Genomic DNA, 19,871 nt, shown 5'->3' with positions numbered 1-19,871 from the left:
AAAAGTACAACATCATGAGCACAGCCCAATCTACAGCCAGCCCTGCACTGGCTTCTGCTGACCTGACCCACGCCAAGATCACCTGGCGGCTGATGCCGTTGCTGCTGGTCTGCTATCTGTTTGCCCACCTGGACCGGATCAATATCGGTTTTGCGAAAATGCAGATGAGTTCCGACCTGCATTTCAGCGACACCGTCTACGGCCTGGGTGCGGGTCTGTTTTTCATTGCCTATGCGCTGTTCGGCGTACCCAGCAACATGGCACTGGACCGCGTTGGCCCACGGCGCTGGATCGCCACGCTGATGATCGTCTGGGGTGCGCTGTCCACTGGCATGCTCTGGATCGACTCGGCCTCAGGCTTCTACGTCTTGCGCTTCTTGCTGGGCGTGGCCGAAGCCGGTTTCTTCCCGGGCATCCTGGTGTTTCTCAACCGCTGGTACCCGGCCCGTCGCCGTGGGCAAATCACTGCCCTGTTCGCCATCGCCGTGCCCATGGCTGGTGTGATCGGCGGCCCGCTGTCGGGCGCGATCCTGGAGCTGTTCCATGATGTCGGTGGTTTTCGCGGCTGGCAGTGGATGTTCCTGCTCGAAGGCGCCCCGGTAATGTTGCTGGGCCTGGTGGTTCTCAAGCGCCTGCCCAACAGCTACGAAACCGTGACTTGGCTCGATCCCAAGGAAAAGGACCAACTGCGCGAGCAAATGAGCCAGGAAGAGCAGCGCAAGTCGATCACCTCGTTCAGCGGCATTCTGCGCGACCGGCAGGTGTGGCTGCTGGTGGCGGTGTATTTCGCCGTGATGCTGGCGGTCAATACCCTGGCCTTCTGGATGCCCACCCTGATCCACGGTGCCGGGATTGGCAGCGACGGCAAAGTCGGCCTGCTCAGCGCCATTCCTTATCTGGCCGGCTGCCTGTTTATGCTCGCGTGCGGGCGCTCCTCGGACCGCCATCGCGAGCGCCGCTGGCACCTGTGCGTGCCACTGCTGATGGCCGCCATCGGCGTCGCCGTTGCAGGCCTTGCGCCCACCAGCGCTGTTCTGGTGCTCAGCGGCTTGATCCTGGCCGGCATGGGCGCCAGTGCCGCGTTGCCGATGTTCTGGCAGCTGCCGCCCGCCTTTCTGTCCAACGCCACGCAAGGGGCAGGCATCGCACTGATCAGCTCGTTCGGTAGCGTTGCCGCCTTCCTGGCCCCCTACATGATCGGCTGGATGCGTGACACCACTCAAAGCGCGAGCCTGGCCCTGTACGTGCTGGCGCTGTTTATCGCTCTTGGCGGCCTGCTGGTGCTGCGCACCAACGCTGCCATCGTCAATCCTCAGTAAGAGATTTCGTCATGCTTGATCAAAGCCAGATTCTGCAAGCCGCCGCCCGCCTGGACCATGCTGAACGCAACCGTGAGCAGGTTCGCCAGTTTTCCCTGGACTACCCAGGCATCACCATCGAAGACGCCTACGCCATCCAGCGCGCCTGGGTGGCCCAGAAGATTAAGGACGGGCGCAAGCTGGTCGGTCACAAGATCGGCCTGACCTCGCGCGCCATGCAGGTGTCGTCCAACATCACCGAGCCGGACTACGGCGCGCTGCTGGACGACATGCTGTTCGATGAAGGCAGCGACATCCCGTTCGAGCGTTTTATCGTGCCGCGCGTTGAAGTGGAGTTGGCGTTTATCCTCGGCAAACCGCTGAAGGGTCCGAACGTAACGATCTTCGACGTGCTCGACGCGACCGAATGGGTGATTCCGGCCCTGGAAATCATCGACGCCCGCATCCAGCAGGTCGACCCAAACACCCAGGCCACCCGCAAAGTCTTCGACACCATCTCCGACAACGCCGCCAACGGTGGCGTGGTGATGGGCGGTCGTGCGGTACGGCCCACCGAAATCGACCTGCGCAAGGTCCCGGCGGTGCTCTACCGCAATGGCGTGATCGAAGAGTCCGGCGTCTCCGCAGCCGTGCTCAACCACCCGGCCAAGGGTGTGGCGTGGCTGGCCAACAAGCTGGCGCCTTACGACGTCACCCTGCAGCCGGGCCAGATCATCCTGGGCGGCTCCTTCACTCGGCCGGTGGCGGCCAACCCGGGCGATACCTTCCATGTCGACTACGACATGCTGGGTTCCATCGCCTGCCGTTTCGTTTGATCGCAGGAAACCGCCCCTCATGAAGATGCCTATCAATACCTTCAAGCAACACCTGAAAAACGGCGAAGCGCAGATCGGCCTGTGGCTCGGCCTGGCTGACCCTTACTGTGCGGAGCTGGCCGCCAATGCCGGGTTCGACTGGCTGCTGATCGACGGCGAACACGCGCCCAACGACCTGCGTGGCCTGCTCGGCCAACTGCAGGCGGTGGCCCCTTACGCCAGCCAGCCAATCATTCGCCCAGTGATTGGCGATACCGCGCTGATCAAGCAGGTGCTCGACATCGGCGTACAAACCCTGTTGGTTCCGATGGTCGAAAGCGCCGAGCAAGCCCGCGAGCTGGTGCGCGCCATGCACTACCCACCGCTGGGTGTGCGAGGTGTCGGCAGTGCGCTGGCACGAGCTTCGCGCTGGAATAGCATCCCCGGCTACCTGGATGAAGCCGATGCGCAAATGTGCCTGTTGGTGCAGATCGAAAACGCCGAAGGCCTCGCCAATCTCGACCAGATCGCCGCCGTCGAAGGTGTTGATGGGGTGTTTATCGGCCCGGCGGACCTCAGTGCGGCCTTGGGCCATCGCGGTAACCCCGGTCACCCGGAGGTGCAAGCGGCTATCGAAGACGCCATCGTCCGTATTCAGAAGGCTGGCAAGGCTGCCGGTATTCTCAGCGCCGACGAAAAACTCGCGCGTCGTTATCTGGAACTGGGCGCGACGTTCGTTGCAGTGGGTGTCGATACCACTGTCTTGATGCGTGGCCTGCAGGCGTTGGTTGGCAAATTCAAGGATGCCCCTGCGCCGGTGAGCGGCGGCGGTGGGGTTTACTGATTAACGCTCCGGCAGCCTGGTGGTCCGGCATCTGGAGATGCCGGGCCTGCCAATTGGACAAGCTCAAGCCAATGGGTTTGTATCAGCGTCGAGTGTCGGGTTTGGCATCGTCTTTATTAGTACCGGTGGTGCCTTTGCTTTTCATTGGGTCTTCCCAATCGGCGGGCCTGTTCCCACCTTGAGTCTGCCCTGGTTTGCCAGGCTGGCCTGCGCGCCCTCCCTGCTCTTTGCCTGCTTGCCCCCCTTGGGCGCCTGTTTGTCCGCCCTGGCGGCTTGGGTCTTTCATTTTGTCGTCATGTGGACGTTTTTCGGTAGCCATGGTGCACCTCTACGTTTGAGGTCCAGTACATCTGGGCCGTAATCATTGGAGGATGGGGCTTGTGCCGATGTGCGACGCAGGCGACGGGCGGTCGAGGATTTGACACACCCCTGCCGGCTGCTCACCATGGCGTCTTTTTACCTCGACAGGAGTTGCTCATGAGCCTTGAATCAGTACGTGCCTTCCTGGCTGAAAAGGCGCCAGACATCACCATCCTCGAACTGACCACCAGCACCGCCACCGTGGCGCTGGCCGCCGAGGCCCACGGTGTGGAACCTGGGCAGATCGCCAAGACCCTGGCCTTTCGGGTGGGTGAACAAAACGTACTGCTGGTGGCCCGAGGCGATGCGCGCATCGACAACCGCAAGATGAAAGCGGCCTTTGGCACCAAGGCCAAAATGCTGGATGCCGACACCGTGGTGGCGCTGACCAGCCATCCGGTCGGCGGCGTTTGCCCGTTCGGGCTGGCGACGCCGTTGCCGGTGTATTGCGATGAGTCGCTAAAAAACTTTGACGAAGTCCTGCCAGCAGCCGGCTCGATCACTAGCGCCGTGCGCATTGATCCCGTGCGCATGGCCCAGTTGGTCGAGGCACAGTGGGTGGATGTGAGTCAGGCGGTGGAGGTTGAGGCCTGAGGATTGTGTTTACCGCGATGGCCATAGGTATCTACACATCTTTTGGCGTACTGCTACGAATGTAGCCGCTGACGAGGTACGAGGCTGCGATCGGCAGCGAAGCGGCCGTAAAACCTGAGACCGTAATCCATCAGGCACACCGAAGGGCCTGAATTTACGACGGCTTCGCCGCCGATCGCAGCCTCGTACCTCGGCAGCGGCTACAAGAGCCGCGCTGCCCCAGAGATGTGTAGATACCTATGCCGCGATGGCACAAGAGTCGGCCACGAATCTAACGTCGTCCAATCGATGCCTTTTTCTAGTTCAAATCGACAGACAGGCCCTCGAATCAAGAGCTGCGCGTGGATGGCCTGCTCAGCGTCGGCGGTATGCCCCCATGGAACCGTATCCAGGCCCCGAAGCAGAGCCGCCAATGTGTCTTGCTCAAGAAGGTCGCCAAATCGAGCGACTAAAAAATGTTTCGCACGTCGAAATCGAATTCCGGTGCCGACCAGTTGTTCAGCCAGGAACGAGGCACCACGGCCCGCGACAGCAATTTCGGGAGCATGCCGCACGATCATCCCCGGCATTCCCGATAGCGTTGACGACCCCGTCGCCATGACTTGTCGGAGGTCATCCACCACGTCCAAGCGTTTGAAAAGGCAGGCTGCGACCAGGTCATCGCCGACATTGAAGACGCCCCGTTCGGTCAGTTCCGAAAGCGCTTTGCTTGGCCACTTGGCCGCCAGCAAAAGGCTGGCCTGTCGGAGCGACTCATAGCGTTCGTACCACCGCCTATCGTCCTCGCCCCCCGCATTCAGCCAGCTCGCATATCTGTCGATTAAGCCCCGGCAATAATCGAACCCCCTGCGCTGACAACGTAAGAGCAGGCCACGAACGACTCGGCTCCGCGCTATCGCGGCGACCGTCGACGACATCGGCAGGGCATGCAAGGCAACATACTGCGATGCGTCCTCAAGTACCGCCCGATGCTGTATTAGCGTGGTGAGCGTCGCCTTCCATTCCAACCCGTCGAAATGTTCGGCGAAGGCGTCGACGGCTCCGTTTGGGACATATGAGAAATCGTAAGAGGCATCGAATAGCAAACGCGTGGCGACCACAAAGTGCCTAAGATCCTCGTAATCCCAGGGATCTGATTCTTGCGTGTTGAGTCGAATGAACAATGTCCAGGTACCCAGCACTTGCTCGCGCCGGATCGTCAATGCTGGGAACATCCAAGTGCGGAATCGATCCAGGAATATCTCAAACGCCAGGATCCGCGCGATTTCGCCCTCGGGGCAATCAGGCGGCTCCGTCCACTCAACCGAAATCTGCCGCGGCGTAAACACGTAGCTCGCCTTGTGCGTTCCCATCGGAATCTGGATCTCGAGCAACTCTCGCTCGAAACGCAAAACCTTCGTCGAACGGCTACTAAACGTCGAGCAAAAGCGTTCGAGCGCTTGCACGCGCTGTGGTAGTCCCCGCGTATCAAGCTGTAGTCCCGCTAGGGAGTATTGGTGGAGGAGATTGTGTAGAACGTGCGGATTCTCATACCGCTGCGGTGTTTCGCAGGAAACCACAATGGCGTCAAACTCAAACTGCCAGTTACGGTCCTGTATCTCGAATGACTCGGGGATCGCTTCATCAGTCCACTGACGCAGCCAGATTTGAAAGCGCTGAAGCACTGCGGCATCGCGCTCAGACGTCGATCCGATGCTTAGAAATTCGATCCACCCTTGCATCACTTCGAGGTAGCGGCGGTAGCTGCTTGCGTCGCCCTCCTCCACCGCGCGTCCTAGCAGCCCTTTCAATGAAGCGTCGTAAGCTTCGACTAGCGATCCTTTGATCTGCTCGGCGACATTTTCCAGACCTGCCTCAAGCAGCGAGCCCCGGAGCGTCAAATAAATATCGTTGAGTTGCTGTGGAATTGTCGTCGCATCGCCACCCGACACAATGCCTCTAAATGACGTTACTGACTGCCGGAACGCTTCCACGGGCTCGAGGACGGGAGGATTATTGCTAGCCTGCCGCGTGAGCAGGATCCCACTTGCGATCGGCAAATCCAATGAACGGATGGATACCATCGACTCGACAGACAAGCCGTCTTCAAGATCGTGCGCCAATGCGCCGAGGTAGGAGACGGTGTCATCCAGCTCATAAACCGGTAGTCGTGCACATTCCGTCTTGACGAAGGCCACGCTTTCAAGAACCAACACGGCGTTGTCGTGCCGAAGCGCCGTCAGTTGAAAGGCGGCCGCATCGAGCAGGCGGCGCAATGTTTGCGGCGGTACCCAAGACGTCGCCGCTTCACAATCGAGCAGTGCCATGACGATTCTAAGGTCACCACTCGCGACCAGCATGCGCGTCACGGACGACAGCGCGAACAGTGTGCGCAGTTCGCGCTGCGTCGCATCCTGTGATACCTGAACGGCACGTTTGTAGTGCTTCGCAAATTCGGTGAGCGCGTAGCATTCGTCGGCATACCCTGGGTTCTGTGCCCGCCAGATTGCCGCGAGCAGAGAGGGTGACTCCACTACGCCGTCGACGCGCTGCAACCACCTTGCCTGCATCGGCTGTTCGGTGCATGCAATCAGCCGGTCCTTGACTTCTCTCGAGACCGGCAGACGACGCAGCTTGGAAAGGACTTCGACGCAGTCTAGCGCCAGCTCGCCGCCAGGCGCTAGGACCTCATCGGTGAAGACAAGCGCGCAGTCGTCGGGCAACACCAACTCTCGGCGAAGTTCACTCTGAATAGATCGCAGCATATTTGAGTCGCCGAGAATGCAGGCGCCGCGGTCAAAGACAACGCAGTCTGCTCCGGCGGGCATGCGTCGAGTGTCCATCTTGACGCAGGTGATTTTCTGCTGGCGGAACATGATTCCCGCGTGTTCCTCCGCACTGCCTTCGTCCACTATCACAACCGCCACGTCAGTCTGCTCCCGCGAGTTAAGCGCGAGATACCGGCGCCAAGCGCTCATGAGATTCGGTGCCACTAACGCACGGCCCGAGGATTGTTCACCCAGCATCAACAAACTGGCTTCCACGAGATCGTAGCGCCCGATCAACGCTTCACGGCATGCATCGGTCAACACATCACGGTCGCGAAAAGCATCATCAGGATACGCCGGCCTCACCTGCAGAAGATGCAACTGTCGCACCGTCGTCGCACGCAGTTGACGCCCGCGCCAGAGCCTGAGGTCTGAGCAAGCCGGACGCAAGACCAGGCTCGTCGCCAGCGAGCCGGTATTCTGAGCGCTGGCGAAGCCGAAGCCGATCGTATGCGCGACGTTCATCAGTTGTGGATTACGGGGCATGACGGTGGTCACGGACACGAAGCCAAGTGACGTCTCAAGCCCCCATTCGCAATCGATCGCTACAAAGTCAAACGTCTGCATCAGCTCGTTACACACCGACTCCATCTGATCTAGAACTACCGCATCCAGATACGGCGAATGATCGTGACCGACATCGCCGCAGACATCGATCTGCAGCAGCGGCTGCACAAAGCATGGAATGGCCTCGACAGGATTGTAACGCCCTGAAAGTGCAAGCTGGCGTCGGGCATGCTCGGTCGATCCACTCATGGCCACAGCGGCAATGCACTGCATAAGTGCCTGTGGGCCGGGACAAATCAGGCTTTCGTAGCCGCCGGCATTGACATGATCCGTCAGGTCCTCGTCGCCTGCGCTACGCACGATCCAAGGCCCTGGACCACAGACGTCCTCTACGCTTTGCGTCAGCTGCGCAAGTGTCGCCTCCAAAGCGGCTGCGTAGATCGATACTACGTCATCCGCATGTTCCAGCCCCCCAGTCACGGCGGTTGGCAATGGAGCGATTGGAAAGATGGGCAGGATAAGATTAGCCAAGGGTTCGATCTTCTGAATGCGCAAAAGTCGATCCACCTTGGGTCCGTAGAGCTTTTCTTCGCCTGTAGTCATGGTTTACCCGCAAGATCCGATGAATGGGGAGATGCAGCATGGGAATGGGTAAGCAACCGATATGTATCTACCTCGATAGACTTTCGATGTAGCCGGGTCTTCAATACGCCGCGCTCTTTCATTTGGGATCACCCAGGAATCCGCCACTCTGGTGAGCCCACAAACTCGCGTAAAGACCTCCTTGCGAAAGCAGCGTCCTGTGATCGCCCTGTTCGACAACACGGCCCTCATCAAGCACGATCAAACGGTCCATCGCCGCGATAGTGGACAGCCGGTGCGCGATCGCGATCACGGTCTTGTCTTCCATTAACCGATAAAGGCTTTGCTGGATTACGCCTTCGACTTCGGAATCAAGTGCACTGGTCGCCTCGTCGAGCAGCAGGATCGGTGCGTCCTTCAGCATTACGCGCGCAATGGCGATACGCTGACGCTGTCCCCCCGAGAGTTTGACGCCGCGCTCGCCCACATGCGCCTCGTAACCGCAGCCCTTGCCCGCATCGCCGAGATTTTGGATAAAGGTGTGTGCCTCTGCGCGCCGGGCAGCTGCCTCGATTTGCGCCGGCGTCGCATCGGGTTTGCCGTAGGAAATGTTGTCGGCTACCGACCGATGCAGCAGCGAGATGTCTTGCGTGACTATGCCGATTTGGCTGCGCAACGAATCCTGCGTAACGTGTGCGATGTTCTGCCCATCGATCAAAATGCGACCGCTTTCTAGATCATGGAAGCGCAGCAGCAAGTTCAATAGCGTCGACTTGCCGGCCCCCGAGCGGCCGACCAAGCCAATCTTTTCACCAGGCCTGACGGTGAGTCCCAGATCATCGATCACGCGGCGAGCGTTTTCAGAGTAACGAAAGCTCACTCGTTCGAAGCGTACCTCACCACGTTTTGCTGCGAGCTCAGCAGCGTCAGGCGCATCGAGAACAGCAGGTGGGATCGACAGCGTCTTCATACCGTCCTGCACTGTGCCGACGCTCTCGAATAGGTTGGTCATCTCCCACATGAGCCATTGCGACATGCCCTGCAGCCGTAACGCCATAGCGGTGCCAGCGGCGACGGCGCCCACTCCCACTGCATCTTGAGACCACAGCCACAACGCGGTACCTGTCATGCCAATCGTGAGTCCAATGCTCAGTAGATGGTTGACAATCTCAAAGGCGCTTACTAGCCGCATCTCTCCATAGCCTGTGCGCATGAATTCGCGCATCGCCTCATGTGCGAACCCTGCCTCACGCTGCGTGTGAGAGAACAGCTTGACAGTGGCAATGTTGGTATAGGCGTCGGTCACACGTCCCGTCAACAGCGCACGCGCGTCCGCCTGCTCTTTGCCCAACTTGCCAAGGCGAGGTACAAAATAGACCAATGCGGCTACGTAGAGTACGAGCCAGATTACGAAAGGCCATACCAGTTGCGGATCAAGCACGCCAACCAAGATGATCATGGTAATCACGTATACAGTCATAGCAACTATAACGTCGGCCAACACGAAAATGGTTTCGCGCACTGCGAGTGAGGTTTGCATCACCTTGGCCGTGATACGACCCGCGAATTCATTTTGATAGAAGGCCAGGCTCTGCCCCAGCATTAGCCTGTGGAAGTTCCACCGAAGCCGCATGGGCAAGTTGACGGTGAGTGTCTGATGCTTGACGACAGTCTGCAGCGCCACTATTGCGATGCTGGCCACCATCACGGCGACCAGCCATAGTAACGTCTCGCCGCGCTCGGCCCACAGGAGCGACGGGACCTGGACGCTGAGCCAATCGACGATGCGTCCGAGCATGGCAATCAGCAGCGCATCTAACGCCGACATTATCATCGTAAGTACCGCCATTGCGGCGATCTTGCCGCGCACACCCTGCGTGCAAGCCCAAAGAAAGGCGAAAAAACCCTCGGGCGGCAGCGATGGCTCGTTGGCAGGGAACGGGTAAAGCAGTTTTTCAAAGAAGCTGAGCAAAATATAGCCTCACTGGCAGCCTGCGACTGATGCCACACGCCCTATTCGGATCGCGGGCAATGCCTTGATATACCAAAACAATGCGATAAATGCGCCGTTCGAGCGTCAGCTCAAGCACGCAGGTTCTCGATCAACCTTGCTACCTTTTCGAAGGCGGCAGCTACATGTTCCATCGCGCTTGTATCGGCCAACAACATGCGATGAGGCAGAGCGATGCAGGACTTGGAAAAGTCTTGCGCTATAGGCAATTGATAACGAGATGGATCGACCGCTTGGGTGAATGCAGGCCCCAGCTCGAACCGGTTTCGTGAAAAGGGCTTATAGAGACGACTCTGATTAAGCGAGCTGTACATCGTCTTGCAGGGCAACCTGATTTCCGCAGCCAACGCCGCAGCGAATCGCTCAGCGCCCTGCGTCTCGACAATCGACTGCGGCAACCGCACCACGTAGGTGTAATACGCCCGCTCCGTGGTCCTAGGGGCAGTAGCCTGTGGCAGGAAACCAAGAGAAACCAGAAATCTGTCCAAAACGGCGGCATTACGGCGGCGACGAGCTGTTTGCTCGTCCAACTCCTCCAGTTGCGCCACCAAGATGGCGGCATGAAATTCCGAGAGACAGTGGTTGTTGCCCATGATCTCCGCAGTTTCGACCAGCGCCATCTCGTCCATTCCAGGAAGCTGTGCCGAGAGCGTTCGGCCGTCGGCCCGCAGGTGCGCCAGGCGGCGTGCGAGCCCCGCGTTTTCAGTAATCACTGCCCCACCTTCGCCGCTCGTCAGCAGCTTGCTGTGCTGCATCGAAAAGGTACCTGCCGCACCGAAGCGGCCAACATGCCGACCTGCATATCGGGCGCCATGTGCCTGGGCGCAATCTTCGATCAAAGGAATGGAGTGCGCCTGGGCAATTGCGACCAAGCGATCTAAGTCGGCAACCGCCGATCCGAGATGGACCACCGTGATGGCTCGCGTACGCGGCGTGATTGCTCGCTCAAGCGCCACCGGATCAAGGCAACCGGTCTCAGGCTCCACGTCGGTTAGAACAGGGATAGCATTAATCCCGAGCACCGCGGATGCTGATGCGACCCAGCTCACGCCCGGCACGATCACCTCGTCGTACGCCCCGACCTCACAGGCCTCCAACGCCATGCTCAAGCTGGCGGTGCCTGTCGAGGCCGGCACGCAAAACCCGGCTCCAGTGTAAACGGCAAATGCCTGTCCGAAATGCTCTTCCCAAGACGGCTGCCCTCGATATTGGCCACTGATGGACCATCGGTGGCTGCCCAACACGGCGTTGACATTTCGCCGGGTGTTTTCAGTGCTCTGGGGCCAATTAGGCCATTTCCCATCGTGAACCGTATCCCCTCCGTAAATTGCTAGCTTTTCCAACATGGATGCCTCCGTCAATCAGGGTTAATTTGCCTTGTCCAAGACAAACACGGGATCCGGCCAGCGATTGTTCCGGATCAATTCTTTCGTTAGAACTAATTCAATTCGCGCGGCACCAAAGACGCTCCGCATATCGTGCGGTGCCGGTGTTGGTGCCGATACGGCTGGCATGTAGTAGCATCTCAGCAATAGTGAATACGCTGGTCTGTGAGCGGTAACCCCACATGTCCTCACATTTACTTTTCAATACAACTTCGATGTCCGTCGTCATGGCAGGTGTTAGGCCTTGAACGGCAAGCTGTCTCTCGAGTTCGGGGAGCGGCAAGCCTGAGCTGTAGGGAACGTCCTCGTAGTAAAGGACTTCGACGTTATCGAGCGTATCTGCGGCAAATCGAACGATCTGATGATCGACATGCCCGCCAATGCCGCACGGAGCAAGCACCACCTGAGGCACCCGACACACCACTGCGTCACGGATCAAGTTCACGACGCCCTCGGTCCGCGGATCATCGGTGGCGACGACCCTAAGCTCCGTCTCTTCGTCATATCCCATCACATAGCTGTCTGGACAGGACTGGGAGGTGTAATCGATCCGCCGGCGCGCACAATACGCACGATCCTCTCGCTCTCGCTCTGCCGATATCGCATCTGTGGTTTTCTCGCACGAAGCCTGCGGCAATGCCCATCCGCTATGGCCGAAGATAGTCATAAGACGGAGATCTGCTCGCGTGGAAAGGCACGCCACGATGCCACCGATGGAGTAGGCGACATCATCTGCGTGCGGTGATAGGAGCAGGATTCGCCTGCCCATCAGAGACTCCAGGGATAGAGGGATCATCGCTCTTCCTTGATCCAACGAAGCGCTTCCTCGACAGGAACGAAATCGCTGGCTCCGTCTATCATGCGAAAGGCCGCCTGAAAGCGACGCTGCCGGCTGATTGTCGCGGGATCACCACTTTCGAATCCCTGTGAAGTGGCAGCGAGTCCTTTCTCGAAACGCTCAAGCAATTGGTCAAGTACGTCGCAGGTCGCGAGTGAGACAGCTTGATTGTCCCCTTCGTATAGAAGTAGGCCCGCAATGGCACAATTCGCGTACAAGGCCTGATCCATGGCCTCGCTGGCACCCACGATTTGCAGCATTGGACCATTGCCGTAGATCTCGATCGGCAGCTCCCAGCGTTGCACGATATGACGCATTTCCGCAGCTAGGGTGGCTCCACAATGGATCAGTCGCTGGTAACCGTTGTGGCTGTCCATGTAGTCCAGTGTGGCCAATGCCGCCACGATCGGGATCGTGTCAAAATAGGCGGTATAGGTGAATTCCTTCGCCGCAGCCATCACATCCGATCGGCCCACCAGGCACGACAGTCGATGGCCATTTGCCAATCCTTTAGCGAAGGTATACAGATCTGCATGGAAGCCGACCGTCTCTCGAAATTGGGATGCGCGCACCGAGCGGTAACCTTGCTTGACGTCATCGCAGCACAGCAGCACCCCCTCATGCCTGGCAATCTGCGCCAGGCGACGAAGCGTATCCGGTTGCAGGTGGACATAATCGGGCGACAAGATCACCAAAGCTGTTTGTCCGCGATGCCGCTCGAAGAACTGTTCCAGTAGTTCCGGAACGAAGTAGAAATCGATTACTCCGCTCGCATTGGCTTCCAGCAGGTTGTCGCTGTTGTCCCAATAGTCGCCCCAGCCGTGATAACCCGCACTCGCAATGATGTACCGCCCCGTGAATGTCCGCGCGACCTGAACGGCGGCCCGACAGGCCTCCGTCCCCGTGCTGAACAGGGCAAGCCGTGCTTCGTCCATTCCGACGTCGTCGATGATCCGGTTTGTGAGCGTCTCATGCAGGTTGCTCCAGCAGGTCGCCGATGCCAGCCCGCTGTGTAAATGGCGCGTAATTGCTGAATTCACCGCTGGGTGGTGATGCCCGAGCGTGACGCTGCCTTTGCCATTCATCAGATCGATATACTGCTTGCCGTCTGAGAGCGTCACCGTGGCGCCAGTGGAACTAACAGCGCGCAGCCTGGGCAGTGCGGTGTAGACGTCGGTTACGATGTGGTGAGGTCTGTCCATGTTATTTCCATGAAGGTGTATCGATCTCGGCCAACTCGGAAGTGGTCCTGATCAATTGACGGAAATCTTCGCAGAGGGTGATGCGTCCACTGTCGCTGGGTAATCTCACGCTACGTACCCGAGACTCGGCGATTATCAGCGCCGCAAGCGACAAGCTCTCGCGGACGCTCGACCAGGCGAGACCGCACAATGATGTGAGCTGCCAAGCGTCTTCAATCGCCATGCGATTTTCCAGAATGAAAGCTGCCAGTTCCAACTCGGGAAAGCTGATGTCGCCCCAATTCGCTTCCAGTTGAAAACGATGAAGCCTTCCGTTTTGGTCAACCTGCCAATGCCAACTACCACTGCTATAACGCAGCGACGAACGGAACGCTCTGCCCGCACGACCCGGCCACGGTACCGGCTCCGCTAGAAACGCGCGAAGTGGCTCAGATATCTCCTGCAGTGGATCGAAATCGCAGCGCTTTCGCATGGTAGATGCCATTGCCGACCAGCGCGGATCAAGTGCCATTACCAGAGGGCTGTGGTACGTATGGGCAATGGTTTGGCATGCAGGGACAGTCAGCCTGTTCGCCGCTTGAAGCAGCAAGTCGGCTCGTCTCGGCTGGCTCACGGCATAAAACTGCTCCTGAAATGAGCGTGTGGGCCCGATGTCGACCGTAATGGCATAACCGTCAACGAACCAAGCTGCACCCGTGGTGCCCATCTTTCGCACGCGCTCGAACTCCGCACGACCGAACACGCCTTCTCCAATAAAACGAAGATGCAACAGCGCATCCCCATCAGGTCCAAGAATTTCGACCGGTGTCTTGCGTGGATTCACCAAAGGCCGAAGCCCGCTCAGGACTCGAGGGTCATTCCATGGGAGCCAAGCCCGACTGAGACCGTAACGCACCTCACCTTGTGGGCATCGGAAGTGCAGTCGCGCTTGGGCAGGGAGCGAGGGTATGCCTGCTGTGTCCCGCAGTCGTGCGATGAATTCAGGTTGTGCATCAGGTAGCAAGCATTCCCAGAGCCGTGGTGCACGCGAGTCGCACTTTACGTACGCCGATGGGTGTAACGGCATCGGATGCGCCGCAGGACCATGCCAAATCTTTCCGACGCTCGAGAACCATAGATCAACGCCGGGCTCGCGCAACCGCGCCGCTACACGCTCCATGGTGGCCCCGGTATCCGGTCGATCATCCACCACCACGACCACAGGGGCAGATCGGAGCTCCAACCAGGCCCGAGCAGTTTCCAAACCATCAGACGTTGCGCGTCCTTCTCGCGGCCGCACCGTACACCAATGCACATCGGCGACGCCCAATCCGGTCAGCACTGCCTTCCAGAGCGGAGCAAGATATGCTCCACCTGTCCGAATCCCGACAATAAGGAAGGCCCGATCAAGGCGTACCTGTGCAATCAATCGGTCAACGTCGCTGGCAATCAACGCGAGATCAGCAAGGTCGTAGCCACAGCACTCCGGTATCGGAAGATGGAGCACTTTGCTCAGGGAATCGGGCGATAGATTTACATGGAGCGCAACACTCGCAGAAGCGAGGTGATCAATGCCTTCGGACGCTACTGCTGTCCGCCCCAGCAACACCTGTGCGGCACAATCTGCTTCGCATTCGGCGCGGCGAAGCTGCTCCTCGAGTTCTTCCGTTGTCGTATTTCCGAGCACGCCGTTAATGTGTTCGATAGCGAGCAGGTCGGCCCAGAATTGCACGCTGGCGCAGGCCAAAAGATATCGGTCAAAGGTTCCTGGGGCGGCTGCGGCACGCAGGCAACTCAGTACTCGCCCAATATCGATGCGCATCAGTCCCACAGGGCCCGTCTGGGCAGGCTGGTTAGCAATAAGTTCGTTCATAGTTATCGCATACCGAGATCCGTGGGCGCGTCGATCGCAAAACACGGACGCAGTTAGAGATCGACTGGCCCGACATGGGCCAGGGCATTAAAAGTACACTTGTCACTAACGACTTTCCTCGCAGGCGATATCCTTGTTCCCCATTAAGCAATCCTCAATACAAGACTGAATTAGCGAGGCGTCGACCAGTATCAGAGGTCTGCCAACCGGTCCGGCCGGAACCCCTAGACCATCAAGCAGGATCATGGCAACCTGCTCAGGACGAGCGCAGACATAACCACGCTTGTTGTCCGTGCGCAGCAGCGCCATTACTGCGGCGATAGTAACTTCGGCCGGCAACCGAACCGTCAACCCGTTACGTTTGAGTAGCCGATGATGAAGACTTCGATCAACTTCGCTCAGCCGCCCTAAGCGACTGGCAACTTCCGCCGCCACAATCATTCCGAGGCCGACGGCTTCACCATGCGGCACTCGACCCTCAGCGGCCAGTTCGATTGCATGGCCGACTGTGTGGCCATACTCGAACACAAGGGCCTCTTTACGCTCGCATTTGTCGGCCTTCATCAACTTTTGCTTTGCAAGCAAACCTGCCACGACAATGTCCATGAGTTCCGTATCGGAATAATTTGCGTCCGGCTTCAATCCACATTCGAGCAGCGGGATGTTCTCGGTGGCCACGGTCAATGCGTTTTTGATGATTTCGTACATGCCGGACCGGATTTGCGTCGACGGCAACGTCCGCAAAAAATCAATATCAATCAAAACAGCTGTGGGCTTATGGAAACATCCCAGTAGATTTTTGCCTACAGCAAGATTCACTGCCTGCTTCAGCGAAGCTACTGAATCCGCTGCTGCAATCAATGTCGTCGGCACATGTACGAAGCGAATGCCGCGAAACAGCAACGCGGCTATTAATCCCGCAAGATTTCCGATTACCCCGCCACCCACGGCGACGATCACACTGCCCCGGTCGATGTCAGCTTGCACCATTTTTTGGGCAAAATACTCGACAGTTCCCAAGGATTTGAATGATTCGCCATCGTCGACGACCCAAAGGCTAGCAAGAGCTTGAGTAGAAAGCTCCTCACACAATATGCCCGCATGCAAGTGACTGACTGTTTTATCGGTAATCACGTGATAGCTTGAGGCGTTGAGTTCACGCAAATTCGATACGATTTCATCCAGGCATCGAACGCCAATCCATACCGGATAACACTCATCTTCAAATTGAAGTCTCACGTTACGCATAAGTCTCTCTCAGATATCCCAACGCATTGATAGCAACATGACACTCAGCGCTACCGCACCAGTCAACACGGCCATTGAATTTTACTTTGCCCAGCCACAACACATATGACACCACGATACGCCCACACACCAATTATATCCGCGCAACAAATGCGTTACACACAAGAAAAACCAAGCTTAACAAACAAACCACAGCCCTCTCCTCATATGCGCTTCGCCAAACAAAGCGCAAACACTGAAAGCATGAATATAGTGAATTTTCGGGACCGTCAACAAGCGCAGTTAGTGCGTTACAATTTTATGCAGCCGAAGCATATGTAATGCCAAGAAAGTCCCACGCACATTGAAAAAGAAGATTCCCACAAGATTTTAGGAAAGATACTTCCTTCTAGTGTGCTGTTTTATAAATAACTTTTCTTGAGTCTTGGCTACACTTCCTCTGTCATTCAGCGCTCGGGGGAACGCAAGTGAACGCCCAAGAAATTATCCTCAGCCCAGAAGAACAGGCCGAACTGAGCCGCCGAGTTCGCTCGGCCACCATCAGTCAGCGCGACGGCCGTCGCGCCCGAGTAATCCTGCTGGCAGCCCAAGGTTGTTCGCGGATAGAGATCGCTCGCTTGACTGGTTTTTCACTTCCCACAATCACCTGTTGGTGCCAGCGTTTTCAAACGCTTCGATTGGACGGTTTGCTCGACAAGCCGGGGCGTGGGCGCAAAATGTCCTTGCCGGCTGACGCCGTGCGTCGTGTCCTTGAACAGGTGACTCAGCCGCGAATCGGTGAGCCTCGATGGAGCTGTCGGAGCATGGCGCGAGTCGCTGGGATCTCGGCCACCAGCGTGCACAGACTTTGGGCCGCCAATGACCTGAAACCGCACCTGACCCGGACCTTCAAACTGTCCAATGATCCGCATTTCGAAGAGAAGTTTTGGGATGTGATCGGGCTGTATCTCGACCCGCCAGACAAGGCGTTGGTGCTCTGCTGCGATGAGAAAAGCCAAGTTCAAGCCCTGGAGCGAACGCAGCCTGGTCTGCCTCTGGGGATCGGTCATATCCGTACGCAGTCGCACGATTATATCCGCCATGGCACCGTCACCTTGTTCACGGCGCTGGATTATCTTCAGGGGCGTTTGATCAGTTGCATCGAGCGCCAACACCGGCATCAGGAGTGGCTGGAATTTCTCAAAAAGATCAATCGCGAAACGCCCAAGCATCTTCAGTTGCATCTGATCGTGGACAATTACGCCACGCACAAACACCCGAAAGTGAAGGCGTGGCTTGAGAAGCACAAACGCTTCCACATGCATTTCACCCCGACCTCCAGCTCGTGGATGAACATGGTTGAGCGCTTCTTTCGCGACATCACGGTGTATTTGCGCGAGGGCAGTTTCAGCTCGGTTCGCGAATTGGAGAGCTCGATTACCACGTTCCTGGCCCTGCGAAATGCGCAGCCCACCCGCTACGTTTGGAATGCCAAGGGAGAAGATATCTTGAACAAGATACAGCGAGCCCGTGAGGCGATGGCCTCACAGGCTCGCAGGTAAATTATTTCTAAAACAGCACACTAGGGAGGCGCTGAATAATTCAATTTTTCGCAACAAAGGTGCCCGGGAAGCCTTGATTTATAAGGGTGGCAATTGCGCGATTTTGAATTAATCAGCGCCTCCCTAGGTATATAGAAAAATCAAATTTACAATTTGAAATTTCCCGCACTGCGATTTTCTGCTACGGTGAGTCAAATTATATGAAGTGGCGCGCCTTACCCAAAGGCATCAGTTGTTCTCCGGCGTAAACAATCGCAATGTACGCCTACAGCTGACTCACTATAAATAGCGAATAATTCACTCGATGGGAATTGCGAGAGATCTTCGCTGTACGCCTCCATGTAACTACGTCAGAGGATGATCCATAATGATGACTGATTCATTAGAGCAATACGTCGAAAACCGTCCGCTCGGAACGTCCCATATGTGTGGGCTGCGGTCAAACACCTTGTTAGATGATCCTTTCGATGTGGTCATCATTGGTAGCGGGGCTGCTGGTGCGGTTACTGCAGACACTTTCGTTCGAGCCGGACTTCGCACCCTCTTGCTGGAGGAAGGAGTGCGACTCAAGGCCAGTGCGAAGAATGCGGACGTTGACGCGCATGCTGAGCACGCGTTGGCTGGCAATTCCGAGCAAGGATGGAGTCCGCGCGGATGGCCATGGAGTACGCGTAATCTTGGTGGTGGGACGGTCTTCTACGGCGGAGCCTCGTTTCGGTATACCGAATTCGATTTCGATCCCAGCGAGCGTATCCGTGTCGAGGGATTACCGGTGAAATGGCCCATCTGCGCTTCTGATCTCGCTCCTTTTTACCATGAGATAGAGTCGATTCTTTCCATCGACCACGCTGGATTCGAGTGTAGGCGAAGACAAGCTCCAAATACGCTGAGCCTACCCGCGGAGCATCTTTGGGAAGGAGCGCTCCGGCTCGGCCTATCCCCCCGCCCGACGCCTGTCGCGATCGACCGCAACCGCTGCGACCAATGCTCCTTATGTATCACCGCACAGTGCACGCGCGGCGCCAAGCGCGATGTAGTGAATGCCCTGCTCGGCCCCTTGGCTGATATGCCCAACCTGCTGCTGCTGACCGGAGTGAAGGCCATTGCACTAACGCAGGAAAAGTGCAATCGCGCCAGCGCGGTACGGTGCATGGACACCGCAACTGGTCAGATTCGCTCCATCCGTGGGCACCGTTTTGTGCTGGCCTGCAATGCAATTCAAACGGCCGCGCTGCTGCTGCGCTCGATCACACCTTATGCACCACGGGGGCTTGGCAATGAGCACGATCTAGTCGGTCGGGGTCTTTGCATGAAACTCAGTGAGTATTCGCAGGGCGTGGTGCATGTAGACCGGCAACGAATCGATGACCATCCAATAGGTTATCGGGGTCCGTTTTCGACGGTCTGCACGCTTGATCATTATCTGGACGAGCGCTGTCCGACCGGTGTCGGCGGGCTGATCTATGAAGCCAAGCACGACGACTGGAGCCATCTGCAGGGCGATGGTCTGGTATTACGTGTAGAAACCGTTCTTGCTGACCATCCGTCTCTCGGGAATCGGGTCCGTCTCTCCGGTAGTACGGACTCCTGGGGCCTGCCGCGCTTGATGATCGACTACACGACGAATCCACAGGATCTGGCACGCCTAGCTTATATGGTGGAGCGCTCAGCCGACTGGCTGAAGGCCGCCGGCGCGCGGGATATCCGGCATGAAGCCTCGAACTTCGCAATGGGCAGCACTCACCTACACGGCACCTGCCGCGCGGGTGACGATCCGCGAACGTCCGTGGTGGATCGGGATGGCAAGCTCCATTCGCTAGATAACGTCTACGTTGTGGACGGTAGCTACATGCCCTACCCCGGTGGAGTGAATCCCACTCTGACGATCCAAGCCAATGCTTTGAGAATTGCTCGCCAAATCGCCCGCGACGCAACGGGTCATGTGTTCGCCTCGCGAGCACTGCAGCCCTTCGCTAACTGAAGTTCA

At 57.6% G+C, this 19,871-nt stretch carries 14 protein-coding genes; 6 read left to right on the top strand and 8 right to left on the bottom strand.

Annotated elements, in window-relative coordinates:
- Nucleotides 1-14 precede the first annotated feature (14 nt).
- Genes AC3IX4_RS13610 through hpaI form a run of 3 tightly spaced genes read left to right on the top strand, consistent with a single transcriptional unit; the run spans nt 15 to nt 2,957 of the window.
- Nucleotides 15-1,319: an MFS transporter gene (locus tag AC3IX4_RS13610; protein WP_489261021.1), complete on the top strand. Its 1,305-nt coding sequence runs from the start codon at nt 15-17 to the stop codon at nt 1,317-1,319.
- Between the two features lie 11 nt (nt 1,320-1,330).
- Entirely contained in the window at nt 1,331-2,134 is an 804-nt protein-coding gene (hpaH, locus tag AC3IX4_RS13605; protein WP_489261020.1) for a 2-oxo-hept-4-ene-1,7-dioate hydratase, read from the top strand.
- Between the two features lie 19 nt (nt 2,135-2,153).
- A complete protein-coding gene (gene hpaI, locus AC3IX4_RS13600; RefSeq protein WP_489261019.1) occupies nt 2,154-2,957 on the top strand; it encodes a 4-hydroxy-2-oxoheptanedioate aldolase in 804 nt (267 codons plus the stop codon).
- Between the two features lie 82 nt (nt 2,958-3,039).
- On the opposite strand, the gene AC3IX4_RS13595 is transcribed toward hpaI, so the two are convergent.
- Nucleotides 3,040-3,276, bottom strand: a complete 237-nt coding sequence (locus AC3IX4_RS13595) for a hypothetical protein (RefSeq protein WP_489261018.1) — start codon at nt 3,274-3,276, stop codon at nt 3,040-3,042.
- Nucleotides 3,277-3,434: 158 nt separating this feature from the next.
- Here AC3IX4_RS13595 and AC3IX4_RS13590 point away from each other — a divergent pair, with 158 nt between their 5' ends.
- Entirely contained in the window at nt 3,435-3,911 is a 477-nt protein-coding gene (locus AC3IX4_RS13590; protein ID WP_489261017.1) for a YbaK/EbsC family protein, read from the top strand.
- 200 nt (nt 3,912-4,111) lie between these two features.
- On the opposite strand, the gene AC3IX4_RS13585 is transcribed toward AC3IX4_RS13590, so the two are convergent.
- From AC3IX4_RS13585 to AC3IX4_RS13555, 7 genes are all read right to left on the bottom strand, one after another.
- Complete coding sequence (locus tag AC3IX4_RS13585) at nt 4,112-7,828, bottom strand: hypothetical protein (RefSeq protein ID WP_489261016.1); 3,717 nt, start codon at nt 7,826-7,828, stop codon at nt 4,112-4,114.
- 118 nt (nt 7,829-7,946) lie between these two features.
- Nucleotides 7,947-9,779, bottom strand: coding sequence for an ABC transporter ATP-binding protein (locus AC3IX4_RS13580; RefSeq protein ID WP_489261015.1), 1,833 nt, complete (start codon nt 9,777-9,779; stop codon nt 7,947-7,949).
- A gap of 110 nt (nt 9,780-9,889) precedes the next feature.
- Complete coding sequence (locus tag AC3IX4_RS13575; protein ID WP_489261014.1) at nt 9,890-11,164, bottom strand: DegT/DnrJ/EryC1/StrS aminotransferase family protein; 1,275 nt, start codon at nt 11,162-11,164, stop codon at nt 9,890-9,892.
- A gap of 97 nt (nt 11,165-11,261) precedes the next feature.
- Nucleotides 11,262-11,972 (bottom strand): PIG-L deacetylase family protein, encoded by a 711-nt coding sequence (locus tag AC3IX4_RS13570; RefSeq protein ID WP_489261013.1) that lies wholly within the window; start codon nt 11,970-11,972, stop codon nt 11,262-11,264.
- A 23-nt stretch (nt 11,973-11,995) separates the two neighbouring features.
- Nucleotides 11,996-13,243 (bottom strand): aminotransferase class III-fold pyridoxal phosphate-dependent enzyme, encoded by a 1,248-nt coding sequence (locus tag AC3IX4_RS13565; protein WP_489261012.1) that lies wholly within the window; start codon nt 13,241-13,243, stop codon nt 11,996-11,998.
- Nucleotide 13,244: 1 nt separating this feature from the next.
- Nucleotides 13,245-15,095 carry a hypothetical protein gene (locus tag AC3IX4_RS13560; protein WP_489261011.1) on the bottom strand — a complete coding sequence of 617 codons (1,851 nt, stop codon included), beginning with the start codon at nt 15,093-15,095 and terminating at the stop codon, nt 13,245-13,247.
- 105 nt (nt 15,096-15,200) lie between these two features.
- Entirely contained in the window at nt 15,201-16,343 is a 1,143-nt protein-coding gene (locus AC3IX4_RS13555) for a 2-deoxy-scyllo-inosose synthase (protein ID WP_489261010.1), read from the bottom strand.
- Nucleotides 16,344-16,810: 467 nt separating this feature from the next.
- Here AC3IX4_RS13555 and AC3IX4_RS13550 point away from each other — a divergent pair, with 467 nt between their 5' ends.
- Nucleotides 16,811-17,884, top strand: a complete 1,074-nt coding sequence (locus AC3IX4_RS13550; RefSeq protein WP_489256972.1) for an IS630 family transposase — start codon at nt 16,811-16,813, stop codon at nt 17,882-17,884.
- A 367-nt stretch (nt 17,885-18,251) separates the two neighbouring features.
- Nucleotides 18,252-19,865, top strand: a complete 1,614-nt coding sequence (locus AC3IX4_RS13545; RefSeq protein ID WP_489261009.1) for a GMC oxidoreductase — start codon at nt 18,252-18,254, stop codon at nt 19,863-19,865.
- Nucleotides 19,866-19,871: the final 6 nt, after the last annotated feature.

The sequence above is a fragment of the Pseudomonas sp. KH_021 genome, assembly GCF_057838865.1.
Note: the sequence above shows the minus strand (reverse complement) of the source record. Positions and strands in the feature narration are given on the sequence as shown.

Excerpts from the sequence above, each read along its gene's own strand:
- AC3IX4_RS13555 (WP_489261010.1), bottom strand. The coding sequence starts at position 16,343 with ATGCGTAACGTGAGACTTCAATTTGAAGATGAGTGTTATCCGGTATGG.
- AC3IX4_RS13570 (WP_489261013.1), bottom strand. The coding sequence starts at position 11,972 with ATGGGCAGGCGAATCCTGCTCCTATCACCGCACGCAGATGATGTCGCC.
- hpaI (WP_489261019.1), top strand. The coding sequence starts at position 2,154 with ATGAAGATGCCTATCAATACCTTCAAGCAACACCTGAAAAACGGCGAA.
- AC3IX4_RS13595 (WP_489261018.1), bottom strand. The coding sequence starts at position 3,276 with ATGGCTACCGAAAAACGTCCACATGACGACAAAATGAAAGACCCAAGC.
- AC3IX4_RS13585 (WP_489261016.1), bottom strand. The coding sequence starts at position 7,828 with ATGACTACAGGCGAAGAAAAGCTCTACGGACCCAAGGTGGATCGACTT.
- AC3IX4_RS13590 (WP_489261017.1), top strand. The coding sequence starts at position 3,435 with ATGAGCCTTGAATCAGTACGTGCCTTCCTGGCTGAAAAGGCGCCAGAC.
- AC3IX4_RS13575 (WP_489261014.1), bottom strand. The coding sequence starts at position 11,164 with ATGTTGGAAAAGCTAGCAATTTACGGAGGGGATACGGTTCACGATGGG.
- AC3IX4_RS13565 (WP_489261012.1), bottom strand. The coding sequence starts at position 13,243 with ATGGACAGACCTCACCACATCGTAACCGACGTCTACACCGCACTGCCC.
- AC3IX4_RS13545 (WP_489261009.1), top strand. The coding sequence starts at position 18,252 with ATGATGACTGATTCATTAGAGCAATACGTCGAAAACCGTCCGCTCGGA.
- hpaH (WP_489261020.1), top strand. The coding sequence starts at position 1,331 with ATGCTTGATCAAAGCCAGATTCTGCAAGCCGCCGCCCGCCTGGACCAT.
- AC3IX4_RS13610 (WP_489261021.1), top strand. The coding sequence starts at position 15 with ATGAGCACAGCCCAATCTACAGCCAGCCCTGCACTGGCTTCTGCTGAC.
- AC3IX4_RS13560 (WP_489261011.1), bottom strand. The coding sequence starts at position 15,095 with ATGAACGAACTTATTGCTAACCAGCCTGCCCAGACGGGCCCTGTGGGA.